At 70.3% G+C, this 26,963-nt stretch carries 26 protein-coding genes; 15 read left to right on the forward strand and 11 right to left on the reverse strand.

The window, feature by feature from the left end; genetic code table 11:
• Positions 1 to 2 precede the first annotated feature (2 nt).
• Both ABZ319_RS20340 and ABZ319_RS20345 read left to right on the forward strand, forming a co-directional pair.
• Positions 3 to 527 carry a helix-turn-helix domain-containing protein gene (locus ABZ319_RS20340; RefSeq protein WP_354987994.1) on the forward strand — a complete coding sequence of 175 codons (525 nt, stop codon included), beginning with the start codon at positions 3 to 5 and terminating at the stop codon, positions 525 to 527.
• Positions 528 to 602: 75 nt separating this feature from the next.
• Positions 603 to 1,013, forward strand: a complete 411-nt coding sequence (locus tag ABZ319_RS20345) for a VOC family protein (RefSeq protein WP_354987995.1) — start codon at positions 603 to 605, stop codon at positions 1,011 to 1,013.
• Here ABZ319_RS20345 and ABZ319_RS20350 read toward each other — a convergent pair.
• Positions 997 to 1,605: a TetR/AcrR family transcriptional regulator gene (locus ABZ319_RS20350; RefSeq protein ID WP_354987996.1), complete on the reverse strand. Its 609-nt coding sequence runs from the start codon at positions 1,603 to 1,605 to the stop codon at positions 997 to 999. The two genes, ABZ319_RS20345 and ABZ319_RS20350, sit on opposite strands and share 17 nt — an antisense overlap.
• A 119-nt stretch (positions 1,606 to 1,724) precedes the next feature.
• Between ABZ319_RS20350 and ABZ319_RS20355 the strand changes: the two genes are divergently transcribed.
• Entirely contained in the window at positions 1,725 to 2,210 is a 486-nt protein-coding gene (locus ABZ319_RS20355) for a nitroreductase family deazaflavin-dependent oxidoreductase (RefSeq protein WP_354987997.1), read from the forward strand.
• 74 nt (positions 2,211 to 2,284) lie between these two features.
• Positions 2,285 to 2,464 (forward strand): nuclear transport factor 2 family protein, encoded by a 180-nt coding sequence (locus ABZ319_RS20360; protein WP_354987998.1) that lies wholly within the window; start codon positions 2,285 to 2,287, stop codon positions 2,462 to 2,464.
• On the opposite strand, the gene ABZ319_RS20365 is transcribed toward ABZ319_RS20360, so the two are convergent.
• Together ABZ319_RS20365 and ABZ319_RS20370 are read right to left on the reverse strand one after the other, a co-directional pair.
• Positions 2,465 to 3,067: a hypothetical protein gene (locus ABZ319_RS20365; protein WP_354988037.1), complete on the reverse strand. Its 603-nt coding sequence runs from the start codon at positions 3,065 to 3,067 to the stop codon at positions 2,465 to 2,467. It lies immediately after the preceding gene.
• Between the two features lie 37 nt (positions 3,068 to 3,104).
• Positions 3,105 to 3,743, reverse strand: a complete 639-nt coding sequence (locus ABZ319_RS20370) for an NAD(P)-binding domain-containing protein (RefSeq protein WP_354987999.1) — start codon at positions 3,741 to 3,743, stop codon at positions 3,105 to 3,107.
• Positions 3,744 to 3,851: 108 nt separating this feature from the next.
• Here ABZ319_RS20370 and ABZ319_RS20375 point away from each other — a divergent pair, with 108 nt between their 5' ends.
• Positions 3,852 to 4,241 (forward strand): helix-turn-helix domain-containing protein, encoded by a 390-nt coding sequence (locus tag ABZ319_RS20375; protein ID WP_354988000.1) that lies wholly within the window; start codon positions 3,852 to 3,854, stop codon positions 4,239 to 4,241.
• A gap of 176 nt (positions 4,242 to 4,417) precedes the next feature.
• Here the strand turns inward: ABZ319_RS20375 and ABZ319_RS20380 are convergent, their stop codons facing one another.
• Both ABZ319_RS20380 and ABZ319_RS20385 read right to left on the reverse strand, forming a co-directional pair.
• Positions 4,418 to 6,517: a glycogen debranching N-terminal domain-containing protein gene (locus tag ABZ319_RS20380; protein WP_354988001.1), complete on the reverse strand. Its 2,100-nt coding sequence runs from the start codon at positions 6,515 to 6,517 to the stop codon at positions 4,418 to 4,420.
• Positions 6,514 to 7,632: a glycosyltransferase family 4 protein gene (locus ABZ319_RS20385; protein ID WP_354988002.1), complete on the reverse strand. Its 1,119-nt coding sequence runs from the start codon at positions 7,630 to 7,632 to the stop codon at positions 6,514 to 6,516. The genes ABZ319_RS20380 and ABZ319_RS20385 overlap by 4 nt, the downstream gene beginning before the upstream one ends.
• 528 nt (positions 7,633 to 8,160) lie before the next feature.
• Between ABZ319_RS20385 and ABZ319_RS20390 the strand changes: the two genes are divergently transcribed.
• The gene (locus ABZ319_RS20390; protein WP_354988003.1) at positions 8,161 to 9,486 is read left to right on the forward strand and encodes a GDSL-type esterase/lipase family protein; all 1,326 of its coding nucleotides are present in this window, start codon (positions 8,161 to 8,163) and stop codon (positions 9,484 to 9,486) included.
• A gap of 105 nt (positions 9,487 to 9,591) precedes the next feature.
• On the opposite strand, the gene ABZ319_RS20395 is transcribed toward ABZ319_RS20390, so the two are convergent.
• Positions 9,592 to 10,605: an alpha/beta hydrolase family protein gene (locus ABZ319_RS20395; protein WP_354988004.1), complete on the reverse strand. Its 1,014-nt coding sequence runs from the start codon at positions 10,603 to 10,605 to the stop codon at positions 9,592 to 9,594.
• Positions 10,606 to 10,766: 161 nt separating this feature from the next.
• Complete coding sequence (locus tag ABZ319_RS20400; protein ID WP_354988005.1) at positions 10,767 to 11,129, reverse strand: DUF1304 domain-containing protein; 363 nt, start codon at positions 11,127 to 11,129, stop codon at positions 10,767 to 10,769.
• Positions 11,130 to 11,353: 224 nt separating this feature from the next.
• Here ABZ319_RS20400 and ABZ319_RS20405 point away from each other — a divergent pair, with 224 nt between their 5' ends.
• The gene (locus tag ABZ319_RS20405; protein WP_354988006.1) at positions 11,354 to 11,998 is read left to right on the forward strand and encodes a pentapeptide repeat-containing protein; all 645 of its coding nucleotides are present in this window, start codon (positions 11,354 to 11,356) and stop codon (positions 11,996 to 11,998) included.
• Between the two features lie 54 nt (positions 11,999 to 12,052).
• Here the strand turns inward: ABZ319_RS20405 and ABZ319_RS20410 are convergent, their stop codons facing one another.
• The gene (locus tag ABZ319_RS20410; protein WP_354988007.1) at positions 12,053 to 12,823 is read right to left on the reverse strand and encodes an SDR family oxidoreductase; all 771 of its coding nucleotides are present in this window, start codon (positions 12,821 to 12,823) and stop codon (positions 12,053 to 12,055) included.
• A 241-nt stretch (positions 12,824 to 13,064) separates the two neighbouring features.
• Between ABZ319_RS20410 and ABZ319_RS20415 the strand changes: the two genes are divergently transcribed.
• Positions 13,065 to 14,192, forward strand: coding sequence for an NAD(P)/FAD-dependent oxidoreductase (locus tag ABZ319_RS20415; RefSeq protein ID WP_354988008.1), 1,128 nt, complete (start codon positions 13,065 to 13,067; stop codon positions 14,190 to 14,192).
• A gap of 88 nt (positions 14,193 to 14,280) precedes the next feature.
• Positions 14,281 to 15,231, forward strand: coding sequence for a DoxX family membrane protein (locus tag ABZ319_RS20420; protein ID WP_354988009.1), 951 nt, complete (start codon positions 14,281 to 14,283; stop codon positions 15,229 to 15,231).
• A gap of 159 nt (positions 15,232 to 15,390) precedes the next feature.
• On the opposite strand, the gene ABZ319_RS20425 is transcribed toward ABZ319_RS20420, so the two are convergent.
• Entirely contained in the window at positions 15,391 to 15,939 is a 549-nt protein-coding gene (locus ABZ319_RS20425) for a TetR family transcriptional regulator (protein ID WP_354988010.1), read from the reverse strand.
• Positions 15,940 to 16,055: 116 nt separating this feature from the next.
• Here ABZ319_RS20425 and ABZ319_RS20430 point away from each other — a divergent pair, with 116 nt between their 5' ends.
• Positions 16,056 to 17,219 carry an FAD-dependent monooxygenase gene (locus ABZ319_RS20430; RefSeq protein WP_354988011.1) on the forward strand — a complete coding sequence of 388 codons (1,164 nt, stop codon included), beginning with the start codon at positions 16,056 to 16,058 and terminating at the stop codon, positions 17,217 to 17,219.
• Here the strand turns inward: ABZ319_RS20430 and ABZ319_RS20435 are convergent.
• Positions 17,171 to 18,190 (reverse strand): GGDEF domain-containing protein, encoded by a 1,020-nt coding sequence (locus ABZ319_RS20435; RefSeq protein ID WP_354988012.1) that lies wholly within the window; start codon positions 18,188 to 18,190, stop codon positions 17,171 to 17,173. The genes ABZ319_RS20430 and ABZ319_RS20435 overlap by 49 nt on opposite strands.
• Positions 18,191 to 18,392: 202 nt before the next feature.
• Entirely contained in the window at positions 18,393 to 18,971 is a 579-nt protein-coding gene (locus ABZ319_RS20440) for a TetR/AcrR family transcriptional regulator (protein ID WP_354988013.1), read from the reverse strand.
• A gap of 43 nt (positions 18,972 to 19,014) precedes the next feature.
• Here ABZ319_RS20440 and ABZ319_RS20445 point away from each other — a divergent pair, with 43 nt between their 5' ends.
• The 5 genes from ABZ319_RS20445 to ABZ319_RS20465 all read left to right on the forward strand — a co-directional run bounded on the left by ABZ319_RS20445 (position 19,015) and on the right by ABZ319_RS20465 (position 26,959).
• Complete coding sequence (locus ABZ319_RS20445) at positions 19,015 to 19,860, forward strand: phytanoyl-CoA dioxygenase family protein (RefSeq protein WP_354988014.1); 846 nt, start codon at positions 19,015 to 19,017, stop codon at positions 19,858 to 19,860.
• Positions 19,861 to 20,078: 218 nt separating this feature from the next.
• The gene (locus tag ABZ319_RS20450; RefSeq protein WP_354988015.1) at positions 20,079 to 20,393 is read left to right on the forward strand and encodes an SMR family transporter; all 315 of its coding nucleotides are present in this window, start codon (positions 20,079 to 20,081) and stop codon (positions 20,391 to 20,393) included.
• Between the two features lie 241 nt (positions 20,394 to 20,634).
• Positions 20,635 to 23,352 carry a phosphoenolpyruvate synthase gene (locus ABZ319_RS20455; RefSeq protein WP_354988016.1) on the forward strand — a complete coding sequence of 906 codons (2,718 nt, stop codon included), beginning with the start codon at positions 20,635 to 20,637 and terminating at the stop codon, positions 23,350 to 23,352.
• A complete protein-coding gene (locus ABZ319_RS20460; RefSeq protein WP_354988017.1) occupies positions 23,352 to 26,717 on the forward strand; it encodes an AMP-binding protein in 3,366 nt (1,121 codons plus the stop codon). The genes ABZ319_RS20455 and ABZ319_RS20460 overlap by 1 nt, the downstream gene beginning before the upstream one ends.
• Positions 26,714 to 26,959 carry an acyl carrier protein gene (locus ABZ319_RS20465; RefSeq protein ID WP_354988018.1) on the forward strand — a complete coding sequence of 82 codons (246 nt, stop codon included), beginning with the start codon at positions 26,714 to 26,716 and terminating at the stop codon, positions 26,957 to 26,959. The genes ABZ319_RS20460 and ABZ319_RS20465 overlap by 4 nt, the downstream gene beginning before the upstream one ends.
• Positions 26,960 to 26,963: the final 4 nt, after the last annotated feature.

The following is a 26,963-nucleotide window of genomic DNA, read 5'->3' on the forward strand; positions in this document are numbered from 1 at the left end:
GTATGAAGCGCACGACCTTCGCGAACTGGCCGTGCACCGTCGCGCGTACCGTCGATCTCATCGGGGATTGGTGGACGCCGCTGATCCTGCGCGAATCCTTCTACGGGGCCAAACGTTTCGACGAATTCGAGCGCACGCTGGGCCTGAGCCGCAATGTCCTGACCCAGCGCCTGAACCGGCTCGTCGAGGAGAACCTGCTCGAGCGGGTGCGCTATCGGGAGCGCCCGCCCCGGTACGAATACCACCTCACCGCGCAGGGCCGCGATTTCTTCCCGGTCATCGCGGCCATGATGCGCTGGGGCGATCGCTGGCTCGCACCCGAGGCCGGGCCGCCGGTCATCCTGCACCACAACACCTGTGCCCACGACACCCACGCCGAGGTGGTGTGCGCGCACTGCCGCGAACCCCTGGCCCACGCGGACGTGTCGGTCCGCCTGGGTCCGGGCTTCCCGGCCCGGCACCGGGAGTCCGCCCTGGCCACCGGCCGCTTCGACGACCCCGATCGCGCGGGTGTCCCCTCGGCCTGAGCGGTTCGGGCACCGGCGCGGACCGGTCAGGAATCGAGAAGCACCGGTCCGGTCGCAGGTCCTAGCGTGGAAGCCATGGAACTCACCATTCAATCCAGCTTCCTGCCGCACGACGACGCGGACGCCGCGATCGCCTTCTACCGGGACCGGCTCGGCTTCGAGGTCCGTCAGGACGTGGGCTACAACGGCCTGCGGTGGATCACCGTCGGCCCGCCCGGTCAGCCGGCGACCTCGATCGTCCTGCATCCGGTCGACGGGGATCCGGGCATCACCGAACCCGAGCGCCGCACCATCGCCGAGATGATGGCCAAGGGCACCTACGGCACCATCGTGCTCGCGGCCGAGGATCTGGACGCGGTCTTCGAGCGGGTGCAGGCCACCGGCGCCGAGGTCGTCCAGGAACCGACCGTGCAGCCCTACGGGATTCGCGACTGCGCCTTCCGCGACCCGGCGGGCAATCAGGTCCGCATCAACGAATCGTCTTGAACCCCACCAGCGCCGGGCCGACCCAGGTGTGCAGGTAGGCGCGCAGCCGAGCGCCGTGCCGCGGCGGCCGGCCGGGATCGATGACGAAGGACTGCACCACCCGCAGCATGTGCTCGGCGAGTTCGTCGAGGGCGGCCCCGGACAGCCCGGCCGCCGCCCAGTCCACCGCGTACCGATCCAGGATCGAACGCCCGAAAGCCAGTGCGACATCGGAGGTCACGCCCGCCGAGAACGCGCCGGCGCGGCCCGGGCTCAGCAGCAGATTCAGGTACTTCTCGTGCGGCAGCCGTTCCAGGGTGTAGGCGATGCCCTCCACGACCGCCTCCGCCGGATCCCGGATATCGCCGACGTGGCGGGCCAGCACGTCCAGGAACGCGTCGGTCTGCGCGATGGCGGTCGCGGTCAGCAGCGCTTCGGCGCTGGGGAAGTACCGGTAGACGGTCTGGCGGGTGACGCCCAGATCGCGGGCCACCTCGGCGATGCTGAAATCGCCGCCCGAGGCGTCGATCGCCCGCCGGGCCGAGGCCAGGATGCGGGCGATGGCCTCGTCGTCGTCGACGGGCGCCGACCCCGACCAGCCATGCGTGCGCACCGAATTCACTCCTTCACCGACTCGTCCGGGTCCGACGGTACCGGGTTGCCCCGCGGCAGACCTTGACCATACACATGGTCATCGATGTATGGTCATCGTGCTTCGACGGAAGGAAGACGATGGCCGCCACCCCGCCCCCGCGCCCCAAACAGCTCGATCACCCCTCGCTCCCGACCATGTTCCGGATCATGGGCCGCGCCCAGGTGTGGATCTTCAAACGCACCGGCGGCCGGATCGGCAACAAGTGGCGCATCGGCGCGGGATTCCGCAAGCCCGTCGCCACCCTGCTGCTCGAACACCGCGGCGCGAAGTCCGGCGCGGACTACACCTCGCCGCTGCTCTACATGCCCGACGGCGACGACATCGTCATCGTCGCCTCCCAGGGTGGCCTGACGAAGAACCCGCACTGGTACCACAATCTGCGCGCCAACCCCGAGACCCACATCCGGATCGGCCGCGAACACCGCCCCGTGCGCGCCGATCTGGCCACCCCCGCCGAACGCGCGCGCCTGTGGCCCCTGCTGGTCGAGACCTACGCCGACTTCGACACCTACCAGTCCTGGACCACCCGCGAGATCCCGGTGTTCGTCCTGCGCCCCCGCTGACCACCGCGTTCCGCGCACGGTCCGGCGCGCCTGTGCCAGACTGACCCCGTTGCGCCGCCCTGACCCACGAGGTGGTGGCCTCCGGTTCGAGCGGTGACCTCGCGTATCTGGTCGCCATCGAGCGCATCACCGCCACCGCCAACGGTTCGCCCGTCACCTACGCGCTGCGCTCGACCACCGTCGCGCGCCGCGAGGACGGCGAATGGCGGGTGGTGCACCGCCACGGCGACAGCTACCGGGACCCCGGCGAGTGATCAGAACTTGCCCGAATGGTGCTCGACGCGGTGGGCCAGGAACGTCGTCAGCTCGGCGACGAACTCGTCGGTCAGGGGCGGCCAGCCCCAGAAGTCCAAAGCCAGTGCGCCCAGGGCGAACTCGTCGGCCCACGTCCACTCGGTGATGGGGCTCGCGGCGGCGCAGGACGGGCAGGTGGCCGTGCCGGAGCCGGTGCGCTCCCAGGACTCGATCGCCGTGGCGAACGGGCGCCAGACCTCGGGATCGGCTTCCCACGCGGTGGGGTAGTCGATGATCACCGTGCGGGCCCCGCAGCGCGGGCACCCCGCCCAAGCGGGTTCGATCTCGCCCTGCCCGCCGTAGTGGGCGTGGCGGCCCACGATCACCGCGACGGGGCCGGGGATCCAGTCCGCGCCCCACTCCCGGGCGATCCCCGGCCACTCCGGGCCGGGCAGGTATCCCGTCTCCGCGTGCAGGCTGTACATCGCCTCGCCCGAGGTCTCGCGTCGCAGCCGGCCGTGCGACACCATCCAGTCCACCGTGCGATCGGCGAGCGAACCCGCCTCGGCGGCGGTCACGTCCAGGTCGATGATGCGTTCGAAGAAGTCACCCACGCCTCGCATACTGCCATCGGTTCCGGGACGCGGCATCCGCGAGTTCCTAGCCGCCCGGGATGTGCGCGGGTGCGGCCGGGAGCGCGTCGCGGGGATCCGCGCCGCGGAAGATCAGCCCGATCGCGAAGCCCGCGACCTCCTCGAGCTGGCGGGCGCGCGCGAGCGGGCCCAGCACCGTCGAGCGCGAGCCCGCGTCCCGGATCAGCGTTTCGGTGACGGCCAGGGCGTGCGGGTCGTCGCCGCAGATCGTCACCGTCACAGGCGGATTGGCGGGATCGCTCCACTGGCCGGCCGGAAACAGGTGAAAGGCCTTCACCACGTGCGCGCCCGGCGCGAGCGCGGCGATGTGCCCGGCCCCGGACGTGCCGGGCGGGGTCAGCAGCGCGCCGACGCCGTGGTCGATGGCATTGGTCGGGTCGATCAGCGTTGTGCCGCCGAGTGTTCGGTCGCCCGCGCCCGCCGCCCGCAGGATGTCCTCGACCCCGCTCCAGGCCACGGCCAGCAGTACCGCGTCGGCCCCGGCCACCGCCGCGCGCGGGGCGCCGGCCCGCGCGCCGAGCCGCCGCGCGGTCTCCTCGGCTCGATCCGGCGACCGCCCCGCCACCACGACCTCGTGCCCGGCCGCCACCCAGCGACTCCCCAGCGCGGCGGCCAGCGTGCCCGTACCCAGAATTGCGATTCGCATCGTGTGCTCCTGCTCGTGGCCGGTGTTTTCGTGTCCGGCGTTCGGGAGCAACGGTAGGCAGGTCGATCCGCACCGATCGGTGCGAAACGACTGCGCGATCATGGACGTATGAGCGCTGCCGGAGACCCGCGCGACGAGCTGGTCGCGGACTGCCGCATGCGTGCGGCCACGGATCTGTTCGCCCACACCTGGGACCCGGTGGTGATCGCCGCGCTGCACGAGGGGCCGCGCCGGCGGCGCGAATTGCGCGCGGGCATCGGGGGACTCAGCGACAAGGCGCTCACCGAGGCCCTGCGCCGGCTGCTCGGCCACGGCCTGATCGAGCGGCGCAGCTACGCGCAGGCCCCGCCGCGGGTGGAGTACGCGCTCACCCCGCTCGGGCAGAGCCTGGTCCGGGGGCCGATGCGCGCGCTGGGCGCGTGGGTGGACGAGCACGGCGACGAACTCCTGGATGCCCAGGAACGATCGGCTCGCGCGCTGCGGGGCTACGGCGCCTGAGCCCGGCCGCGAGCTCGATCACCTTCGATGGCCGTGGCCCGCACCGCGATCCGCCGTACGGAGTCGACCATCGCCTGCTCGAGTCGTCCGAATTGGGCCGAAATCGCCCCCTCGGGGTCCAATCATGGTGCCGCCCCCGCCTCGGCCGCCGGCCGAGGCGGGGGCGGCAACGTCGCTCACGGCTGGATCAGCGTCCACTCCGCGGGCAGCCCCTCGACGCGGACCTCCGTCCCCTCGGCCTCGATGGTGACCGTGGCGGGCCCCAGCCGCAGCTCGGCCAGCCGCACCCGGCCCGCGCGCTCGGGCAGGCGCGGCAGCACGGTCAGGGTGCGCCGGGGCACGTTCGGTTCCAGCCCGAGGAACGAGCGCAGCAGCAGCAACGGCGCGGCGCTGGCCCATGCCTGCGGTGAGCACGAGGTGGGATACGGTACGGGCGAACGGAATTCACCGCGATCGAAGCCGCAGAACAACTCCGGCGGCCGCGCCCCGAACTCGCGGATCGCCTCCAGCAGTCCGCCCGCGAGCCGCTCGGCCAGATCCCAGGCTCCCGGAATGTGCTGGTAGCGAAGCAATCCCGCGACGGCGATGGCGGTGTCGTGCGGCCACACCGAACCGTTGTGGTAGCCCATGGGATTGAACCGCCCCATGGCCGCGGACAGGGTGCGCAGCCCGAAACCGCTGTCCATGTCGGCGCTCGCGAGCCGTTCGATGAGCACGGCCGCGCGCTCGTCGGGGACGATGCCGGTCCACAGCAGCTGCGCCGCGTTGCTGCCGAGTGCGTCGACCGGGCGCTTGGCCGCGTCCAGCGCCATGGCGTACCAGCCCCGCTCGGGCAGCCAGAACGCTTGATCGAAGCGGTCTTTCAGCTCTCGCGCCTGCTCGCGCAACCGGGTCGCGGTGGCGGTATCTCCGGCTGCCTCGGCGATGTCCGCCCGCCCCAGCCGGGCGGCGTACACGTAGCCCTGCACCTCGCACAGCGCGATCGGCGGATCGGCCAGATGCCCGTCGGCGAAGCTGATGGAGTCCCAGCTGTCCTTCCAGCCCTGATTGGCCAGCCCGCGATCGGTCTTGCGCTGATACTCCACGAATCCGTCACCGTCGGCGTCGCCGTACTCGTCGATCCAGGCCAGCGCCGCGTCCGCGGCCGGTAGCAGTTCGGCGATCGCCGCCTGATCCACGCCCCAGCGCCGGCATTCGGTGAGCAGCATGACGAACAGCGGTGTCGCGTCGGCGGTGCCGTAGTAGACCGACCCGCCCAGCACCTGATCGCCGCCGGGCCCGTGCCGCATCTCGTGCATGATCCGGCCCGGCTCCTCCTCGGTCACCGGATTGACCTGCGTGCCCTGCAATTTCGCGAGCTGACGCAGGGTTCCCAGCGCCAGGTCCGAATCCAGCACCAGCGCCATCCACGAGGTGAGCAGGCTGTCGCGCCCGAACAGCGCCATGAACCAGGGCGCGCCCGCCGCCACGTAGGCCGTCCCGTCTGCGGGATCGTCCATGCGCAGCGCGCCCAGATCGCTCTCGGTGCGCTGCAGCACCGCGGTCAGTCCGGGGCCGGTGGCGGCCAGCGACGTCGCGGTGGAACGCCACTGCCGGATCTTGTTCGACGGATTGCCCTCGTCCTCGCAGGCCAGGTTCATCGGCACCGCGCGGTGCTCGAGAATCGGCTGGCACTGCACCGTCGTCTCCCAGCTGCCGCGCCGCGGCACCACGATCTGCCAGGTCAGCGTCCCCGGCTGGACCAGCGGATCGTTGTCGGCGGTGATACTGAGCCCGCGCCCCGAATCACGCCGATCACTCAGGTGCAGTACATGATCCACGGCCCGCAGCTCACAACCGCCGCTGGTCACCCGGCCCTCCTTGACCGCGAACAGATCCGCGAAATCGGAGTCCGCGTGCAGGGTGACCGTCATGGCGGTGTCCTCGTCACCGAGGTTGCGCACCACGATGATCTCGCGCATGCCGTCGCCGATCATGCGCCGGCGCAGCACCAGCACCGTGGCGTCGGCCACGCCCGGACTCGGCGGTTTGCGCGCGACGAACCGGGCCCGGAAGGCCTCCGGCATCATCACCGAAAGCTGTTCCGGCGCACGGCCGTCCAGTCGCAGTTCCCACCGGGCGAGGACGCGGGCATCGCGATAGAAGAGTCCCTGCGCGGTGCCCGCGTGCATATCTCCGAGCGCGTCCGACAGACAGAACGTGCTCGCCTCGACCATGGTCACGATGCCGCCGTGATCCTCTGTCACCGGCGGCTGACCGGCATTGAAAATCGTCATGTCCGGCTGGGCACCATCTCGTCCGCCAGTCCGGCCACCGCGGGCACCATGATGCGATGCGCGCGTGCGGCCGAAACCCGTTGCGGCCCCGCGTTCACCGCCCGCCGGTACGCCGCCTCGTAGCCCTGCGCCAGGCGATCCGCGGCGAACAGTTCCTCCACCCGGGCCCGGCAGGCGTACGGATCGATCTCGTCGATCCGCGCGATCGCGACGGGCAGTTCCTCGGGGTCGTCGCAGATGAACCCGGTGACCCCGTCCTCGATGACCTCGGCGACGGCGCCGCCGCGCAGCGCGATCACCGGGGTGCCGCACACCATCGCCTCGATCATCACGATGCCGAACGGCTCCTCCCAGGTGATCGGGAACAGCAGGCAGCGCGCGCCGGCGAGCAGCTGGCGCTTGGCGGTGGCGTCGGCTTCACCGAAGACGTCGTCGGCGTCGGTGAGCAGGGGCCGCACGACCTCCTCGAAGTACTTCTTCTCCGGCGGTTCGTTGCACTTGCCCGCCAGGATCAGGCGCAGGCCGGCGTCGTGCGCGGCCCGCAGGGCCAGATCCGGCCCCTTGTAGGGCGCGTAACGGCCCAGAAAGAGCGCGTAATCCATTTTCTGGGTCCGGAAGGGCCATTCCTCGGGGCAGATCGCATTGTGCACCCGGGCGATCCAATTCAAATCCGGGGCCAGCGCCTGCTGCCGATCGCTGATCGCCACGAGTTGCACGCTCTGGTCGAAAGACCGGTAATACTCGTCCATATCGGCGTCGACCGGCCCGTGCACGGTGACGACCGTGGGGATTCCCATCATTCGATAGGCGGCGGCGTTACCCGGACCGGCGAAGGTGTGATCGTGAACGATATCGATCGGATCCTCGGCGTGTAATTTCTCGATCACCCGCATTGCCTTGAACGCGTTCACGATCTCCGGATACGGCTCGCCGAGCCGATGGGTCAGCACGTCGTCCCACACCCGGATGAAGCGCGCCTTCGTGCCTTCGCGCCCGGCTGCGAGCAGGGTGACCCGGTGCCCGCGGTCGACCAGCTCGTCGGCGAGGGTGGCCACGATGGCCTCGACGCCGCCGTAACCGGCCGGTGGAATATCGAAGTAGGGCGGCGCGACCATAACGATGTGCAGGGGCCGTTCGGTCGTGATGCCCGAACGGGGTGAGCGTAAAGCAGACGAGCGAGGAATAAGGGAGAAAACCGGAGCAGATAATTCTTCTTCGGATTCGGGCCCTTCGAAACTCATTCCGTGCCTCCTCGTTGAGGTGAATGGCAATCGCAAGCAACATTCCACCGATATCGGCGATCCAAACCTTAGCAAGGTCAGCGAGCGAGAAAGCGATTCGAACGGGCCGGACACGAGCCGCGGTCTCGCGCGGCAGGGCGTGAACGCCCGCCCGAGACGCGAACCGATCGTATCCATCCGGGGCGCGCCGCGGTAGGGCCGGTGTCCGCCCGAGACGTTCTGGACGCCTGACCGCGAGCCGCGCCGCGACCCTCGGATCCCCAGGCCGGGGGCCGGATCGGCCGGACCGGAATCCGGTGCCGCGAGGTGGCGAATTCGCGTCGGCGGCCCCGGCCGCCCGGCTAGGCTGACCGCCCGTCCAGTCCTGTCCGGGGCCGGCGGTCGCTGATGGAAGTGGTCGGGATGAACAAGGATTCGCGTTCGGCGCGGGCGGGGGCCGGAATGCTCGCCGCGCTGACGTTCGCGGGGATCGTCGGGACGGGACCGGCGCGCGCCGAGACCGGGGACGGCTCCTGCGTGGGGGAGCGCTGGGTGGGTGCGTGGACAGCGAGCCCCTCGGACGCGGTGGGGCTGATCGATCCGCTGCTGCGGCCCATCGCTTCGATCGGGGAGCAGACCTATCGCGTCGTGGTGACCCCGCACCGGGGCGGACGCCAGGTGCGGATCAAGCTGACCAACAGGTTCCGGCCGCTGCCGCTCACCGTCGGCAGGGTCACCGTCGCGGGGCAGACCGCGGGGGCGGGGGTCGAGGCCGCGACGCTGCGGCCCGTGACCTTCGGTGGGCGCGCCGGCGTCACCGTGGAGCCGGGCGGGGAACTGCTCAGCGACCCGGTCGAGTTCGCTTCCACCGCATGGGAATCGCTCGCGGTGAGCGTGTATCTGCCCGGGCCTGCGCCCGCGCTGAGCGGGCACTTCAACGGCAACGCCACCAGCTACTACACCGCGCCCGGCAGCGGCGACAGTGCCGCGGACGTCACCGGCGCTGCCTACGGTCTCACCACCACCTCGGCGCCGCTGGTGTCCGCGGTCGAGGTCACCGCCGGGCCCGCGGTCTCCGCCGTTGTCGCACTGGGCGATTCGATCACCGACGGCTACGTCTCGGCCGACTACCTGGGCGTGCCACAGCATTCGGGGATTCTGGACGCCGACGCCCGCTACCCGGACTTCCTGCAGCGCCGCATCGACGCGGCCGGGCTGCCGCTGGTCGTGCTGAACGCGGGCATCTCCGGAAACGAGCTGGTCGACGACGGCATCATCCCGATGTTCGGGCCCGGCCTGGTGTCCCGCCTGGACTCCGATGTCCTTGCCCAGGCGGCGGTTTCGGACGTCATCGTGCTGGCGGGCATCAACGACCTGGACTCACCGCTGGGCACGGACTACGACGGCCTGGTGGCCGGTTACACCGCCCTGATCGCCCGCCTGCACGCCGCCGGGCTCCGCGTGCACCTGGGAACCCTGACCCCGGCCGGTGATTCGCTCATCGGCGACACCCTGGCTCCCCGCCAGAACCCGATTCGCCTGCGCGTCAACGACTGGATCCGCGCCCAGCGCCTGTCGGACTCGGTCATCGACTTCGCCGCCGCCCTACAGGATCCGGCCGATCCGGACAGGCTCGATCCGCGCTACGCCGGACCCGATCTGCTGCACCCGAATCCGGCGGGCTACCACGCCATGGCCGAGGTCGTGGATCTGAGCGCGCTCGGCGGAAACGGCTGCGACACGGAGTAGATCCGCCTCGGGAACGCTGCGCACGAGAAAGCGGGAGGGATCCATATATGGATCCCTCCCGCTTTCTGTGCGAGTACGGGCCGGATGCCCTGCGTGGGTGTGGGTTTAGATGCCCATGCCCTGGGCCAGCAGCGGCCAGGACTCGTGCAGCGCCTGCTCCCAGTACGGCCAGTAATGGGTGCCGACCGGGTTGAACTGGTACGTGGCCGGGATGCCCAGGCCGTCCAGGCGGCTCTTGAGGTTGGCGGTGCAGCCGTTGACCGCGGCCTCGATGATGACGCCGAGGCTCAGGTTCACCACGCCGCTGATGCCGGGCGCGCTGTCGAGGTAGTACTGCACGTCCTCCATGACCGGGATGCCGCTACCGGTGGAGATGTACAGGTGGGTGCCGCGCAGCTTCTCGGCGTTGAGAACCGGATCGTTCTCTTTCCACAGCGGGCTGTCGGCCGGTCCGTACATGTTCTCGGTCTTGCCGCCCGCCCAGGTCTCGGCGGAGAGCTTGACGAACTGCTGCCCGACCGGGTCGGCGATCTGCGCGCAGCCGCTGTAGGCCGCGACGGTCTTCCACAGGCCCGGCTTGGCCTCGGCCAGCTGCAGCACCGAGGTGCCCGAGGTGGACAGGCCGGTCAGCGCGTTGAGACCGGTGGAGTTCAGCTCAGCGTCCAGCAGCGGGGGCAGCTCCTGGGTGAAGAAGGTCGTCCACTTGTTCACACCGAGCCGCGGATCCTCCTTGATCCAGTCGGTGTAGTAGCTGCCCATGCCGCCGATCGGCTGAATGACGTTGACCGGCTTGTCCGAGAGCCACTGCAGCGCGTCGGTGCGGGCCTTCCAGTTGGCGGTGCCCTCACCGCCGTCGAGGCCGTTGAGCATGTAGAGGTTGGGCGCGGGAACCGAATCATCGGCCGGGCGCTGCACGTCGACCGTGATCTCCTTGGCCATCGCGGCCGAGTACACCTTCAGGTGCCAGGTGCGGCCGTCCTTCTTGACGGAGGTGATGGAGGAGGGCTTCTGCGGCTCCGCCGAGGAGACACCGCTGAACGTCGCCACCGAGAGGGCGGCGGTCAGCGCTATCGCGGTGATCCGGAGAGCGGCCGCGCCGCGTCGAGCAGAGAACTTCATCGAACAGTCAATTCCAATCCAAAGGGTCAACGTCGGCCACGTCGTCGGTCTGCACCGTACATCCTCACCTAAGTCTTTGATCTAGGTGAAATTGTTACTCGACATTCCTTTTCGGGGCTGGCGCGAGTCCCTGTCAGTGGTGCAGTCGTCGTGGCTATCGTTTACCCGGCGAGCAGTACCGCCGTCAATGCCAGCGCACCCGGCAGAGCCTGAACATAGAGGATTCGCCTGCTGGCGGTGGTGCCGCCGTAGACCCCCGCGACGACCACGCAGATGCAGAAGAAGATCTGGGCCGCCCGCCCGACCGGATCCCCGGCGATCAGTCCCCAGATCAGTCCCGCGGCCAGAAAGCCGTTGTACAGGCCCTGGTTCCCGGCCAGCACCTTGGTGTCCTCGGCGAATTCGGCGGTCATTCCGAATGCCGCGCGCACCCGGGGCGTGGTCCACAGGAACATCTCCATCACCAGGATGTAGATGTGCAGCAGGGCGAGCAATCCCACCAGAATCTCAGCCACAACCCGCATGTCGAACCGCCTTCCGTTCGTGCCCGCCGACGCCGGAGAATTCCCCCATCGTAAATTCCGGCGCGGCGCGCGACGGCCCGCCGCGCCCGAACCGGTCGGTCTGCTTACGGGTCGGCTCGCGCCCGCCGGGCGGAGTTGTCGGAGCCCTCGTCTACGGTCGACGAGCCGGATGCAGCGGCCGGGCGCAGCGGCCCGGATCGCGCCGATCGAGTCGAGGGAGCCGCATGCCGCGGGAGTTGGTTGATCTGCCGTTCGCACGTCATCTGGAGCCGCACACCGAGGTCGGCATCGAGGGCGAATACGACTGCGGCCATTTCGACGGCCTCGACCTGGACGACGTCAACATGCGCGGGGCCAGTTTCACCGAATGCGCTATCTCCGGCACCACCGTCTCCGGCGGCTCCCTGTCCTTCGCCCGCTTCAACGACGTGTGGATTCACAGCACCCAGTGGATCCGCGCCGACCTCACCGAATCATCCTGGCTGGACACCGAATTGGTGATGAACGCGCTGTCCGGCGTGGAGGCCTTCGGTGCGCGCGTGCGCCGGGTGAAGTTCTACAACTGCAAATTCGACTCGGTGAATCTGCGCGGTGCGACCCTCACCGACGTCTCGTTCGTGGATTGCCTGCTGCGGCACGTGGATATCAGCGAGGCGAAACTGACCTCGGTGACGTTCCCCGGGTCGGAGATCGAGGCGCTGTCCATGCGCAAGGCGGTGCTGAAGAAGGTGGATCTGCGCGGCGCCAGGTCCGTGGGCATCTACGAGGGCGTGGAGTCGCTGGCGGGTGCGACCATCGCACAGACTCAGCTGTTCGATCTGGCCCCGACCCTGGCCCATGCCCTGGGCATCATCGTCTCGGACCGTTAGCCCCTGGCCGTAGGACTAGCCGTCGGACCACTTACCCGTCGGACCGCTCAGCCGTCAGACCCCGTAGCCGCCGTCGATGTCGAGCTTCTGGCCGCTGATGAAATCCGCGCGGTCCGAGGCCAGGAAGCACACCGCCTCGGCGATGTCCTGCGCGTCGCCGAAGCGCCGCAGCGGAATGTTGCCGCGCGCCACCTCCAGGGCGTGCTCGTCCAATTCGCCCGCGGCGATGAGCCTTTCGGCCATGCCGTCGGTGGTCATGCCCGGCCCGACGCAGTTCGCGCGGATACCGTACCGGCCCTCCTCGGCCGCGATGCCCCGAATCAGCGCCTCCACCGCGGCTTTCGGCGCGCTGGAGAGACCGTCGCGGATGGGGAACCGCACGGTGGCGGCGGTGGTGACCGCGACGATGTTTCCGGCACGCTCGCGCAGGAAGGGCAGGGCGGCGTGCGCGGCCGCGAAGAATCCGGCGGTGTCGTCCAGGAGCTGGGCGCGGAAGTCCGCGGGCGCGACCCGGCTCAGGTGGCGCATGGGAATGTGCGGGCCGGCCGCGTAGACCAGGGTGTGAATCCCGTCGAATTCGGCGGCGGCCTGTGCGACGACCCGCGCGACCTGGTCCGCGTCCGAAAGGTCGAGCTGCCAGCCCCGCGCGCGCCGTCCCGCCTGCTCGGCCGCGGCCAGTACCGGATCGAGCTTGCTCGCCGAACGGAACCAGGTCAGTGCGACGTCGCTGCCGCGGTCCAGGAACATGCGCGCGATGGCGCCGCCCAGGCCGCCGCTGGCGCCCAGCACCAGGGTGGCGCCGGAGCGGTGTGCGAAGTCGTCCATCGGTGTCCTTCGGTGTGGTTCGCGTCGGAGGGCGCGACGCGGGTGTACGTCCATTGGTAGCTCACCGCACAAAAACAAGCAACTGCTTGGTTCTGCTAGTGAAGCCGGGATGGCCGCGCCGACCAGGGCAATCTGGACGACTGACCACAAACTGGCCGACTTGTCGCTTTCGCCGCTCTGAACTGTGCGATAGTCGGTGCGCAAACGTGTTCTCGGGTTCGTCGTAGCGAGTGGTGGTCCAGTGAGTGAATCGGTTCTGATCGTCGGCGCCGGCCCGGGTGGACTCGCCGCGGCGGCCTGTCTGCGCGACAGTGGCTTCGACGTGACGATCGTCGACAAGGCGTACACCGTCGGCTCGGCCTGGCGCGGGCACTACGAACGCCTGCATCTGCACACCATCCGCGCGCACTCGCATCTGCCCGGCTTCAAGATCCCGCGCGCGTACGGGGATTGGGTCGCCCGCGCGAACGTGGTGCGCTACCTCGACGCCTACTCCCGTCACCACCGCATCGAATTGCGTTCGGGCACAACGATCGATCGGCTCGACCGGGTGGACGGGCGCTGGATCGCGCGCAGCGCCCAGGGTGATCTCACCGCCGACCGGGTCATCGTGGCCACCGGCTACAACCACACCCCGCTGATCCCGAATTGGCCGGGCCGCCAGGACTTCCCGGGCGAACTCGTGCACTCCTCGAAATACCGCAACGCCGCGCCCTACATCGGCCGTGAGGTCCTGGTGGTCGGCACCGGCAACACCGGCGCCGAGATCGCGGTCGACCTGGTCGAGGGCGGCGCGTCCCGGGTCTGGCTCGCCGTGCGCACCGTGCCGACCTTCGTGCGCCGCCAGGTCGCGCCCAAGATCGGCCAGAGCTCGGCGGGCATCGTGCTGCGCCACCTGCCGGTTCCGCTGGTCAACCGGATCATCGCGCTGTCGAGCCGGATGACGACCCCGGACCTGTCCGCCTTCGGCCTGCCCCGCCCCGCGCCCGACGCGTACACCCGCCTGCTGGCCGACGGCGCGGTGCCCATCATCGACGTCGGGCTCATCGACCTGATCCGCGCGGGCAAGGTCGAAACCGTTTCGGCGGTCACCGGTTTCGAGGACGGAAAGGTGCTGCTCGCCGGTGGCGGGAGTATCGCGCCCGAGGCCGTCATCGCCGCCACGGGCTTCGATCACGGCCTCACCGAACTGGTCGGGCACCTCGGTCTGCTCGACGCGCAGGGCAGGCCCACCGTCCATGGCGGGCAGGAGCATCCGAACGCTCCCGGGCTGTATTTCACCGGCTTCACCAACCCGATCAGCGGCATGTTCCGCGAGCTCGCCCGCGACGCTCGCCGCATCGCGCGCGCACTCGGAAAGGCGCGCTGAGGCGGCGATTGTCCGCGCCCAGGTTTGCGAGTCCCGATTCCGGTAACTGCGTGAAGGTCTACGCACCCCTCGGGAAGGACTTCACATCATGGCTATGCGACGACTTGCCCGGCCACTGCTGGCGACTGCGTTCGTCGTCGACGGGCTGGACGCCCTCACCGATCCGCAGGAGCGCGCCAAGGCCGCCGCGGATCGCGTGACCCAGATTCAGCGCCGGCTGCCCGAGCAGTACGCGGCCAAGGTGCCCGATGCCGGGCGCATCGTGCGGGTCAACGCCGCCGCTCAGATCGGCGGCGGACTGCTGCTGGCGCTGGGCCGGGCCCCGCGTCTGGCGGCCGCGATTCTGGCGGTCACCGTCATCCCGGCCACGGTCACCGAACAGGATTTCTGGGCGGAGCAGAATCCGGAGCTGCGCTCGGCCAAACGTACCGCCTTCCTCAAGGATCTGAGCCTGCTGGGCGGCCTGCTCATCGCCTCCACCGATCACGGCGGGCGCCCCCCGCTGTTGCGCACGATCGCCGAAAAGGCCGCCGCGGGAGCGGGTTCCGCCGCCACGGCCGCCGAGATCCGCGCCGCGCACCTGGCCGAGACGGCCAAGGAACGCGGTTCGGACGTCGCCGAGGTGGTCAGGGAACGCGGTTCGGAGGTCGCGGGCGTGGTCAAGGAACGCGGCTCCGACGTCGCGCGCACGGTCAAGGACCGCGCCCCCGAGGTGGCCGACGCGGTCAAGGAGCGCGGCGCCGAGCTCGGCGAGGTGATCAAGGACCGCGGTGCGGAACTGGGCGAGGCCCTCAAGGACCGCAGCGCGGAATGGGGTGAGGTGCTCAAGCACCGCGGCTCGGATTTCGGCGATGTGGCCCGTGAACGCGGCAGCGAACTGGCCGGCGTGGCCCGGGTCCGCGGCGCGGAATGGGCCGATGTGGCCCGCGAACGCGGCGCGGAACTGGCCGAGGTCGCCAAGGATCGCGGCGCGGAACTGGGCACGGTAGCCAAACACCGCGGCTCCCGCTTCGCCCGCTCGGTACGCCGAAGCCGGTAACGGCAGGTAGGTGTTCCACACCGCGACCCCGGCGGGCGCTCGCCCCCCGGGGTCGCGCTCTGCCGCCCGCTCCCGTCGGACCGGGTCTGTTCGTGCCATCGGGGTCGGCTACCGCGCGCCATGACCACGCCAACGGGCCCGGAGCCGGGGCCGCAGGACTCAGCTCAGCAGCGCCCGCACGATGCGGTTCACCGTGGCGTGCGGGTCGAAATTCGTTGCGGGGCTGGTCAATTCATGGAGGGCGGCACCGTCCAGGTAGTCGACGAGCAGCTTGGCGTCGGTATTGCCGGGGGAAATATTGCCGATCATGTCCGCTATCCAGGCGGTCAGGCGTTCGTGACCGCGTCGCACGCTCTCCTGTAGCGCGGGCACGGTCTGGGCCTCGAGGAACAGCGCGTAGCGCGCCAGGGTCCGGGTGCGGTCGGTGCGCACCGCGTGGGTCAGCACCGTGGCCAGGCCGTCGGCGAGTTGGGTGAGGGTGGCGGGTGCGGGGGTTCGGCTCATGGCGTTCCAATCCGCGTAATCGCGTTCCTCGAGGCGTTCGGCGATGCCGCAGAGCAGGGCCTCACGGGTGCGGAAGTAGTTGGAGGCCGATCCGGCCGGCATCTCGGCCAGGCTGTCCACCGCGCGATGGGTCAGTGCGCGCGGACCGCGGGTGCCGAGCAGTTCGATCGCGGCGTCCAGTATCTGTTCCCGCTTGGTGGGCATCCCTGGACACTACATCAGTAGTGAATTCCACTACATCGGTAGTGTTGAAACTACACCTGTAGTAACTTCCCTGTATCGGGCTCCCCATCGGAGCCGGGATCGAAGGGAAGTGCGCCATGTCGAAAGCGCTCATCGTCGGCGGCGGAATCGCCGGTCTGGCAACGGCCATCGCGTTCGACCGCCGGGGCTGGGAGGTCGAGGTGCTCGAGCGCGCCCCGGAGCTGACCGCGGTCGGCGCGGGAATCTCGCTGTGGTCCAACGCTTTGCGCGCACTCGACGAGCTCGGCGTGGGGGAGCGGATCCGGGAGCGCGCCGTCGAGGATGCCGCCGCCGGAATCCGTGACGCGCGCGGCCGCTGGCTCTCGCGCACGGACACCGCCGCCCTGCGCGCCCGCCACGGCAGCCCCGTGGTCCTGCATCGTGCCGATCTGCTGGAGATCCTGCGCGCCGCGGCCCCCGAATCCGCCGTGCGCACCGGCATTTCCGTGACCGAGGCGCGGGCCGACGGTTCGGTGCTGCACTCGGCGGGGGTCTCGCGCGGCGACGTGGTCGTGGGCGCGGACGGCATTCACAGCGTGGTGCGCCGCGCCGTGTGCGGCGTGGTCGAACCGCGCTACAGCGGCTACACCGCCTGGCGGATGGTGGTCACCCCCACCGAGCCCCTCGGTGACCTCGGTGAAAGCTGGGGTCGCGGTGAGCGTTTCGGCTTCGCCGCGCTCGCGGACGGCCGGGTGTACTGCTTCGCCGCGGCGAACATCCCCGCGGGAGCCCCCGACGGCGGCCTGCCCGAACTCCGCCGCCGCTTCCGGGACTGGCACGCGCCGATCCCCGCGCTGCTGGCCGCCGCGGACGCGGACACGGTGCTGCGCAACGACATCTACGAACTCCCGCCCCTGGACACCTATGTCTCGGGCCGGCTCGTTCTGGTCGGCGACGCCGCCCACGCCATGACCCCCAACCTCGGCCAGGGCGCCTGCCAGGCCCTGGAGGACGCGGTCGTGCTCGCGCGGGTGGTCGCCACCGGCGGGAAGTTGAGCGCGTACGACGCCGAACGCCGCCCGCGCACGCGGATGATCGCGGACCGCTCGGCGCGGATCGGCACGGTCGCCCAGTTGTCCACCCCGCTGCTGGCGGCCGCGCGCGATGTGGTCATGCGCGCGATGCCCGCGTCGGCGCAGGCACGGGCGCTGGCCCCGATTCTGGACTGGACTCCCGGCGAGCCCGGCACCGTTCAGCGCCCGCGCACGGGCGGAGACGTCCGATCGCACACGAACACCTGATTTCCGCCCCCGCGTTTGGCCCGGTACATCGCGGTATCCGCGCGCCGCAGCAGCTCGTCGGGGGTGGGCCTGGGCCCGATGCGCCCGTCGTAGGCGGCGATCCCGATGCTCACCGTCACCGGGATGTCGGGGTCCGCGGCCACCGCGTGCCGCACGGTTTCCGCCTGGGCCAGGGCCGCCTGCGGATCGAGGTAGCCGACCAGCGCGAACTCTTCGCCGCCGGTGCGCGAGACCACCATGTCGTCCCCGGCGAGCGAGGAGAGCAGTTCGGCGGTGCGGATCAGCACCCGATCGCCCGCGGGATGGCCGAGCAGGTCGTTCACGCCTTTGAACTGGTCGAGGTCGGCGACCATGACGCAGATGCCGGGCCGGTCCCGCACCCCGAACATGCCGGAGAGCTGGAATTCCAGCCCGCGCCGATTCAGCAGCCTGGTCAGCGGATCGGACAGCGATTCCACCCGGACCAGCCAGAACATGAATTGCAGGGACGGCAGGGTCACCACCACCGCGCTCACCATGGTCAGCACGACGACGACGGCGAGCGGGAAGTCACCGCTGCCCGCCACCATCCGCGCCGACAGCACCAGAACCGAGAGCAGCGACCAGGCCGCGTGCGCCGCAAGGACTTTGGGGCTGTGGAAGAACGTCAGATATCCGCCGGTGACGACCAGCAGCATGGCTCCCAGCGCGCCGTACACCCGATCGGAGTCCTGCAAACAGGCCACGGTGATCATGACGTCGGCCGCGGCGAACATCAGCAGCGATTCGCGTTGGCTCGGCCAGGGCAACAGCCACCAGCGCAACGCCCACAGCAGCGCGCCGAGCGCGATGCCGAGCATGATGACATCTCCGGCGAGGTGCCGTGGCCCGGCGCTGGAGAACGAGGCGGCCACGGCGATGACCGCGAAGAGCAGCCCGCCCATGCCGACGACCGCGCGTTGCAGCGGCACCGTGGAATGGGATTCGAGCACGTGAGTTAGCCAGCGGTGGTCTACCGGATCTCGCCACCACGCTCTGAGCAGTGCAACGGTATTACCCATGGGTCCCGTTCGGTGTGGACGCTGGTGCCGGACTCCACCGTATACGCCGTTTCTGGCAGACGGAATATCGGCCGCGCGGGGTGTGGTGTTACCCATAGCCGCAGGTCGGATGGGCGTGCGGCGTCGGGGCGCGTTACTCGGCGCCGACCGCCGCCGCGACGAACCGCCAGAGTTCGCCGGTCGTCTCGTCCACCGCGGGCCGAGGGTGGCGGCGAAGTTGCTCGGCGATGCCGTGCCGGATCGCGCCCATGACGCAGGCTCCGGCCAGGTCGGGGTCGATGCTCGCGTCGAGTTCGCCGCTGCGCTGGCCCTGCCGGATGTTGCGGCCCGCCGATTCGATGACGCGCGCGAGGTTGGCGGCGTCGACCTCGGCGACTTCGGGTTCGGTGCTGATTCGCCCGAGCAGGAGTTCGGCGAGCGGTTCGGCGAAGTGGTAGGCCACGAAATTGCGGGTCCGCGCGCGCTCTCGCGCGGCCCAGCCCACACCGGCCGGGAGTGTCTCGTCCGCGATGGCGGCGACCAGTCCGGCGTGGAATTCCTCGTAGATGGCCACCAGTAGACCGGCTTTGGAGCCGAAGTGGTGGTAGAGCGCCCCGGTGCTCAGTCCGGACCGCCGTTTGAGGGCGTTGAGATCCACCACGCCGTTCCCGGCGAGCAGTTCCGCGCGCGCGGCGTCGAGAAGTTGTTGACGTCCGAGTGGAGCCCGTGCCATGCTCCGAACCATAACAGAACTCAGTTATGTTAGGGGAACGCCCGTGAGCGCCGAAGTCTCCTCCGTCACCGATCTGGCCGGTGACCTGGCCGGAAAGTATCGCCGCACGCCCAGCGGCGGACAGGATGTCGATCCCGCGGTGGCGGATGCCGACGTCGAAGCCGTGCTGCGCGACGGCTACGTCATCCTGCCGGACCTGCTCACCGCGGCGGAGCTGCGCGCCATTCGCGCCGACGTGGATCCGCTGCTGGACCTCAAGGGCCGCAACAATTTCGAGGGCCACGCCACCCAGCGCGTGTACAGCGTCCTGAACAAGACCCGCACCTGCGACCGCATGGCCGCCCACCCGCGGGTGCTCGCGCTGCTGGACCGGCTGCTCATGCCCAACTACCTGCTGTCCATGCTGCAGATCATCAACATCCTGCCCGGTGAGGCCGCCCAGATGCTGCACACCGACGACGGCTTCTATCCGCTGCCGCGCCCGCGCCCCGCGCTCAGCGCCGCGACCATCTGGGCCATCGATGACTTCACCGCGGACAACGGCGCGACCGAGATCGTGCCCGGCAGTCACCGGTGGGGTTCCGAACTCCCGCAACCGGGTTCGGCGGATCGCCGGCCGGTCGTCATGTCCGCCGGATCGTGCGTGTTCTTCCTCGGCACGCTGTGGCACGGCGGCGGTCCCAATCGCTCGGGCGCGCCCCGGCTGGCGGCGACGGCCCAGTACTGCGAGCCCTGGCTGCGCCCGCAGGAGGCGTTCACCCTGTCCACCCCGCGCGAGATCGCGCGCGTGGTCGACGAGGACATTCGCCGCATGCTCGGCTACAACATCCACCCGCCGTTCATCGGCCAGGTGGACGGCATGCACCCCAAGCGCCTGCTCGAGGACTAGCCGCGCGGGCCGGTGCGCCGAAACCCGGCGTTAGCCAGGCCATTTCCGGTGTGTTACCTACTGCGCACCGGTGTGATTGTGCAATGGTGAGGAGTGTCTCCACCTGAGAGCCGATCCATTGGGTACGGTCGAAGGGAGTCGCGCACCGCGATTCACTGGACGATTGCGACCGTACCCAGACGTGACAAGACGGTAGTTCCTGAAAGGGGATTGTTGTCATGGCGTGGTTGGTTCTGGTGATTTCCGGCGTACTCGAGGCCGTGTGGGCGACCGCCCTCGGGAAGTCCGAAGGTTTCACGAAACTCGCACCCTCGGCGGTGTTCGCGACCGCTCTCGTGCTGTCCATGGCCGGGCTCGCCTACGCGATGCGCACCCTGCCGGTCGGCACCTCGTACGCGGTGTGGGTGGGCATCGGCGCGGTGCTGACCGTCACCTACGCCATGGCGACGGGCGCCGAGAGCGCTTCAGCGGTGAAGATCGCCCTGCTCATCCTGATCGTCGGCGGCGTGGTCGGCCTCAAGCTCGCGCACTGATCGCGAGCGCGGCCCGAGTCCGGAACCGCCGCAGGCACTCTCGGCGGTTCCGGCCTGGACGCCCCTGTCGCGCACTCTCCTTCGCGCGGGATCGATAGCCGATGTGCTCCAGACCCGAAAACTGTGGGCTGGCGCACATCTGAAACATAGGCTATCCAGAGAGTGAACCTCGATCTTGTTCGGCCCCGCGGCCGAGCCGGGCACCGTGCGCCGGCGCGATCGGGGGTGATGGGAGAGCAGAGTGCAGGTGCTTGGTCCGTGGTCCGATTCGGCGGTGATCGATGAACTCGCGGGCGGCAAGGCGCGTGGGCTGTTCGCACTGTACGACGGCGGGGTGCGGGTGCCGGACTGGGCGGTGCTCGGCGGCGATGTCTTCGAGAGATTCGCCGCCGATGCCGGATTGACCACGGCCATAGCGGAATTCGCGGCCCTGACCGACCTGGAACCGGCGCTCGCCCGGGGGGCGGAGCTGCGTGCGGCGGTGGCGGGCGCACCGCTGCGCGGGCCGGTGTTCGAGGTCTTCGCCGAGGCGGTCGAACGCGTGGGCGCGGACCCGATCGCGGTGCGATCCTCGGTGCACGCCGAGGACGGTGCCGCCAATTCCTTTGCCGGGCAGTTCGATACCTACCTCAATGTGCGCGGTGTCGAAGCCGCGGCCGCGCGGGTGCGCGACTGCTGGGCCTCGGCCTTCTCCGAGCGGGCCATCCGCTACGCCTTTGCCCGGGACCTGCCGCGCGCCGCGGTCCCCGCGGTGGTGCTGCAGCGGTTGATCGCCGCCCGGGTCAGTGGCGTGGCGTTCACCGCCAACCCCGCCACCGGCGCTCGGGACGAAGTGGTCATCAGCGCGGTGTACGGGCTGGGCGAGGCGCTGGTGTCCGGTGCGGTGGACGCGGATTCGACCACGGTGGACAAGCTCGACGGCACGATCCTCGACGTCGTCCTCGGCGACAAGGACTGCCGCTACGAACCCGATGCCGGCCAGGGCTGGGTGCGGCGCGAGGTCGAGGCGGACCTGCGCGTCGCGCCGGTGCTCTCCGCCGCCGAGCTCGCGGAGCTGACCGACATCGCCCGCGAACTCGAAACCCACCGCGGCGCACCGCAGGACATCGAGTGGGCCATCGACGACACCGGGGTGTGGGTGCTGCAGTCCCGGCCGATCACCACCCTGGCCGCGCCGGACATCGCGGGCCGCACCGCCGAGCTGCGCGGCGCGGGCGAGACGATTCCGGCGGGGGAGCAGCGCATCTGGGACAACTCCAACATCATCGAGAGTTTCAGCGGCATCACCTCCCCGCTGACCTACACCACCGCCGCAGACATCTACGGCCGCGTGTACCGGGGCTACGCGCGTTCGCTGCGGGTTCCCGCCGCACAGCTCGCCCAGACCGATGCCTGGACCCCGGTGCTGCTGGGCACCTTTCACGGTCACGTCTACTACAACCTGCTGCACTGGTATCGCATGGTCGGCATCGCGCCCGGCTATCCGCTCAATCGCAAGGTGCTCGAGGCCGCGCTCGGCGTGGCCGAACCCCTGCCCGACGAGCTGGCGAAGACGCTGCGGCCCTTCACCTTCGACAGCACCGTCGCCCGGCTGCGCTCGCGCGCGCGGACCACGGCCGTCTACGTGCGCCGCATCGCGACCATCGACGCCATGATGGAGCGCTTCAGCGCCGAGTTCTACCGCGTCTACGACGAATTCGACGCCCTCGACCACGCCGGGCCGACCGGCCCGCAGGCCTACGCCGCCTATCGCAGGGTGGATCACGACCTGGTCGAACGCTGGGGCCCGATGATGGTGCTGGACGCCATCCTGCTCACGCTCACCGGCTGCACGTACCTGCTCACGAAACTGCTGCTGCCCCGGGCCCCGGAGTGGTTCCTGTACGCGGTCGTCGGCCCGGGCGCCGATGTCGAATCGGCCGAGCCCGCCCGCGCCATGACCGAACTCGCCCGGCTGGTGCGCGCCGACGACGAGCTGACCGCCATCGTCGATTCCACCGCGCCGGAACAGGTTTACCAGCGCCTGCGCGAGGGTGACCACACCGACTTCCTGGCCCGGGTCGAGGAGTACATCGACCGCTACGGCTATCGCAGCCTGGACGAGCTCAAACTCGAGACCCCGGATCTGCGCGAGGATCCGGCCGCGCTGTTCACCATGCTGCGCAGCGCCGCCGGTCGCGCCGGCGACACTACCGGGCCGAGCCGATCGGCCGAGGCGGATGCCTACCTGGACGACCACCTGAGCGGACTGCGCCGCCGCCTCTACGAAGGCTTGCGCGCCAAGACCTCTCGCTGCGCCGCGCATCGCGAGAGCCTGCGCTTCTGTCGCACCCGGGCCTTCGGCATGATCAAACGCCTGATCCGGGTGATGGGCCGGGACCTGGCCGCCCGCGGCGTCCTGGACGAGTTCGCGGACGTCTTCCAGCTGACCGTCCAGGAGCTGCGCGCCTGCTACGAGGGCGCGGACACCGCGGGCCTGCGCGATCTCGTCGCCGCCCGGAAAGCGTTGCGCGCCAGAGATGCCACGCTGGTGGCGCCCGCCCGCTTCCACACCGCCGGACCGCGCCTGGGCCGGGCCGAACTGGCCGCCCAGGGCTGGGTGCCGCGCACCGCCACCGCCGCCGCGACCGCCGGCACCGTGCTGACCGGCACGCCCTCGGCGGCGGGCGTGGTCGAGGGCCCGGCGGTGGTGGTGGACGCGCCGCGTGACGTCGCGGGCGGAATCCTGGTCGCCTACCGCACCGATCCGGGCTGGGTGGCCGCGCTGCCCTCGGCCACCGCGCTGGTCATCGAGCGCGGCAGTCCGCTCACCCACGTGGCCATCGTCGCGCGCGAACTGGGCGTGCCGACCGTGGTCCAGGTCAAGGACGCCGCCACCCGCCTGCGCACGGGTATGCGCCTGCGCGTCGATGGCGTCAACGGCACGGTCACCGTGCTCGCCGAAGGAGATCGACCCTGATGACCTACGCCGAAGACATTGCGCGCGTGCGGGATTGGCTCGTCGACCCCGCACGCGACACCGGCATCCACCTCGCTGACGACGCCGACGGCTGGGAGTACCGCAGTTACGCCGAGATCGCCGAGCAGAGCTGGGCCATCGCCGCGCGCATGCGGGAGCGGGGATTCGGCGCCGGCGACGGGGCCTGCGTGCTCATGCCGACCGGGTTTCCGTGCTTCGCGGCGTTCTACGCGGTGTGGGCCTGCGGCGGCGTCTTCACCCCCGTGGCCCCGCCGGTGTTCAGCGACGTGGACCAGATCGTCGCCCAGCTCGCGGGCATCCTGGAGCAGGCCGGCGCGCGCCTGGTGGTGACCGCGCCGGAGTTCGAGACCTTCGTGCGCCGGGCCGCGACGGCGGCGGGCCGCGCCGACGCGGTGCTGGTGGTGGATGCGGAGACCCTCGGCTCCGCGCCCGCCGCACGCGAACTCGCCGAACCGGGGGAGGTGGCGCTGCTGCAGTTCACCTCCGGGTCCACCGGTACCCCGCGCGGGGTGCGGGTGAGCTGGGCCAATCTGGCCAACAACATCGGCATGATCAGCGCCCTGCTGGATTGGCGGCCCGGCGAGGCCATGGTGTCCTGGCTGCCGCTCTATCACGACATGGGCCTGGTCGGCACCTTCCTGACCACGGTGACCAATCAGGCCGAGCTGCGCATCATGCGTCCCGATCAGTTCGTGCGCGATCCGCTGCGCTGGCTCCGCGCCGCGGCGGGCGCACAGCATTCGATGTCGCCGTCGTTCGCGCTGGGCTACGTGGCGCATCGGCTGCGGCCCGAGGACATCGCCGGGCTGGACCTGTCGGGGTGGCGCACCCTGGCCGTGGGGGCCGAGCCGGTGGAGGTCGCCGACCTTCAGGCTTTCGCGGAGCTTGCGAGGCCGCAGGGGTTTTCGATGAACGCCTACACCCTCGCCTACGGCTTGGCCGAAGCGACGCTCATGGTCACCGCCTCCATCCCCGACCGGCCCATCGTCGCGCTGCGCATCGACAATCCGGCGCTGCGGTTCGGCCGGCGAGTGCCCGTCCTCGAGGAAGCCCGCATCGACGACGCGCGCCGGGTGGACGGCGCGGGCTGGATCACCGGACTCGGGACCTCGACGCCCGAATGCACGGTCGCCGTGGTCGACGACGAGGGCCGCGAACTGCCCGACGGGGTACTCGGGGAGATCGTGGTCACCGGCGATTCGGTCGCCCTCGGCTACTCCGGGGCCTCCGGAGCGGGCTCGTCCACCTATTTCAGCGGCGGGCGGCTCTACACCGGTGACGCCGGATTCCTCTACCGCGGTGAGGTATTCGTACTCGGCCGCATGGGAGCGAGCCTCAAGGTGCGCGGCCGCTCGGTCTTCATGGAGGACGTCGAATCCCGGATCGCGCAGGAAACGGGTTTGACCAAGGGGAAATTGGCCGCCGTCGGCGTCACCGACGCCGGGGAGCGGGGCATCGCGCTGTTCGCGGAGGCGGCTCCCGGCCCCTGGATCACCGAGGCCCGCAAAATCATTCGGGCCAACCTGGGCCCCGCGCACACCGTGCACATCGTCACTGGCCCGCGGGGGCTCATCCGCCGCACCTCGAGCGGCAAGCCGCGCCGCCGGCACATGTGGCAGCTGCTGCGCGACGGCGTCCTGGACGGCGCGCTGAGGCACGCGAGCGAGCTCGTGCACGACGGGAGCGCACCGCTGGGCCTGCCCGAGCAGCGCGTGCGCCAACTGCTGGAATCGGCCCTGGAAGTCGTCGCGGTGCCGAGCGCGGCCGCGGTGCTGTTCGAGGGATCGCTCGCCGAGGGCTTCGGCAACGAAGGCTCCGATATCGACTTCCTCGTGGTATCCCCGGGATCGGAGGAGTTGCCGACGCTGCCGACCGTGCTGTTCCTGGACGGGCGGCGGGTGGAGGTGCGGACCCGCTCGGTGGCTCAGCTGCGCAGGCAGCTCATCGAGGTCGCGATCGCGCCGACCGAGGATCTGCTCAATCGCTGCCAGCGTTTCCTGCGCGCCACGGTGATTCGCGAGGGCGCGGTGGATCTCGCGGAACTGCGCGGAGTGCTCACCCACGACGACCTCGCCACGATCGCGGCCGACTGGTGGGCCGGGCGCGCGGTGCAGAACCTGCGTTTCGCGGTCGCGCTGCGGGCCTTCGGCGCCCGAGCCGAGTCCGCCGAATGGGCCCTGGACGGTTTGCAGCAGGCCGTCAAGGGCTGGGCGGCCCGCCGCGGCGAGACCTACATCGAGACCAAATGGCTGCCGCACCAGCTGGATCGGATCGGCGCGCACGATTACGTGGTGCGCTACCGCGCCCTCACCGGAGCCCGCACCGTCCTGGATCAGGCCCGCTGGGAACAGGTGCTGATGCTGGCCGCCGAACTCGGCGCGGCGGTCTGCGACGACCCGCACCAGATCGTGTTCACCCGCAGGCCCCGGATCACCACGTGGGCCATCGGCGCCCGCGTACACGTCCTGCGCGCGGACCGGGAGGTCTTCGTCCTGTCCGACGCGGCCGCCGCGGCGTGGCGTTCGGTGGTGTTCCGGCACTCGATTCGTGACGTCCTGGCCCGCGCCACCCGCGAGATCGGCCCGGCCCTGGCCGAATTCGTGCACCTGGGCCTGGTCGGGCTGCAGTGGCGCGGGGCCGAAGCCGTCGAACCCGCACTGGCCATGTGCAAACCGCCCAAGCCCTACACCCCGGTGCCGAGCGCCGCCGCGCCCGCCCTGGGTCTCGCGGGCGGTGTGCCCGAGGACGACATCGCCACGCTCGCACCGTTTTCCGCCGCCACCTTCGCCGAGTGCGGCATGAACCTGGTGTGGGCCAACGTGGTGGTGGAGAACGCCCGCGAAGATCTGGTCGGGGCCATCAAGAGCGCACAGGGCGCGGTCGCCGACATCGCCGCGCATCGGCTGCTGGCCATGGGAACCCGGGTGGTGCTGACCGCGTTCGGGGTGTACCCGCTGCCCGCCGACGTGGCGCCGCTGTCCGCGCTGGCCCGGCTGGTGCCCGCGCGCACCCCGCGCCGCGCCGAACTGCTCGCCACCCTGGAAGCCGCCCAGCGAGTGCGGTTCCCCGAGCTGTTCGCCGACGGCGGCGAGCCGCTCGAAGCCCTCGCCGTCATCGACGAGTTCATCGGCCTGGCCCGCGTCGTCGCCGGGGAACCCGATGCGGCTCAGGGCTTCCCGGCCTCCTTCGACTCCCGCGAGCAATGGCAGCGCACCCTGGCCATCGGCTACGACTGGCTGCGCCTGGCGGGCTACCTGAACACCGATCTGCCGCTGGACGAAACCCGCGACCTGCTCGCCAGTGGTGGACATCAGCCGCATCTGCGGGAAAGCGAGCATTCATGAGCACCGACCGCGCCGCCCGGATCCGCGACATCGTGACCGCCATGGCGCCGCAACCGCCCGCGGCCGTGACCGGCGCGCACCGGCTCATCGAGGACCTGGGCTACGACTCCCTGCGCCTGATGGAACTGACGGTGGTCCTCGAACGCGCCTTCGACCTGCCCCGCTTCCGGCCCGAGGATCTGGTGGACGTGCTGCGGGTGGACGCGGTCATCGCGCTCGTCGATCGGACGGTGCACGCGTGATCGG

Source organism: Nocardia sp. NPDC005978, from assembly GCF_040614455.1.
Taxonomy (GTDB): domain Bacteria; phylum Actinomycetota; class Actinomycetes; order Mycobacteriales; family Mycobacteriaceae; genus Nocardia.

Bases quoted from the DNA above. Each gene is read 5' to 3' on its own strand.
- ABZ319_RS20340 (WP_354987994.1), top strand. From the start codon at position 3: ATGAAGCGCACGACCTTCGCGAACTGGCCGTGCACCGTCGCGCGTACC.
- ABZ319_RS20425 (WP_354988010.1), bottom strand. From the start codon at position 15,939: ATGCCCACCAAGCGGGAACAGATACTGGACGCCGCGATCGAACTGCTC.
- ABZ319_RS20400 (WP_354988005.1), bottom strand. From the start codon at position 11,129: ATGCGGGTTGTGGCTGAGATTCTGGTGGGATTGCTCGCCCTGCTGCAC.
- ABZ319_RS20410 (WP_354988007.1), bottom strand. From the start codon at position 12,823: ATGGACGACTTCGCACACCGCTCCGGCGCCACCCTGGTGCTGGGCGCC.
- ABZ319_RS20405 (WP_354988006.1), top strand. From the start codon at position 11,354: ATGCCGCGGGAGTTGGTTGATCTGCCGTTCGCACGTCATCTGGAGCCG.
- ABZ319_RS20440 (WP_354988013.1), bottom strand. From the start codon at position 18,971: ATGGCACGGGCTCCACTCGGACGTCAACAACTTCTCGACGCCGCGCGC.
- ABZ319_RS20460 (WP_354988017.1), top strand. From the start codon at position 23,352: ATGACCTACGCCGAAGACATTGCGCGCGTGCGGGATTGGCTCGTCGAC.
- ABZ319_RS20375 (WP_354988000.1), top strand. From the start codon at position 3,852: ATGAGCGCTGCCGGAGACCCGCGCGACGAGCTGGTCGCGGACTGCCGC.
- ABZ319_RS20420 (WP_354988009.1), top strand. From the start codon at position 14,281: ATGGCTATGCGACGACTTGCCCGGCCACTGCTGGCGACTGCGTTCGTC.
- ABZ319_RS20345 (WP_354987995.1), top strand. From the start codon at position 603: ATGGAACTCACCATTCAATCCAGCTTCCTGCCGCACGACGACGCGGAC.
- ABZ319_RS20355 (WP_354987997.1), top strand. From the start codon at position 1,725: ATGGCCGCCACCCCGCCCCCGCGCCCCAAACAGCTCGATCACCCCTCG.
- ABZ319_RS20395 (WP_354988004.1), bottom strand. From the start codon at position 10,605: ATGAAGTTCTCTGCTCGACGCGGCGCGGCCGCTCTCCGGATCACCGCG.
- ABZ319_RS20385 (WP_354988002.1), bottom strand. From the start codon at position 7,632: ATGGTCGCGCCGCCCTACTTCGATATTCCACCGGCCGGTTACGGCGGC.
- ABZ319_RS20465 (WP_354988018.1), top strand. From the start codon at position 26,714: ATGAGCACCGACCGCGCCGCCCGGATCCGCGACATCGTGACCGCCATG.
- ABZ319_RS20370 (WP_354987999.1), bottom strand. From the start codon at position 3,743: ATGCGAATCGCAATTCTGGGTACGGGCACGCTGGCCGCCGCGCTGGGG.
- ABZ319_RS20380 (WP_354988001.1), bottom strand. From the start codon at position 6,517: ATGACGATTTTCAATGCCGGTCAGCCGCCGGTGACAGAGGATCACGGC.
- ABZ319_RS20365 (WP_354988037.1), bottom strand. From the start codon at position 3,067: ATGCGAGGCGTGGGTGACTTCTTCGAACGCATCATCGACCTGGACGTG.
- ABZ319_RS20450 (WP_354988015.1), top strand. From the start codon at position 20,079: ATGGCGTGGTTGGTTCTGGTGATTTCCGGCGTACTCGAGGCCGTGTGG.
- ABZ319_RS20390 (WP_354988003.1), top strand. From the start codon at position 8,161: ATGAACAAGGATTCGCGTTCGGCGCGGGCGGGGGCCGGAATGCTCGCC.
- ABZ319_RS20430 (WP_354988011.1), top strand. From the start codon at position 16,056: ATGTCGAAAGCGCTCATCGTCGGCGGCGGAATCGCCGGTCTGGCAACG.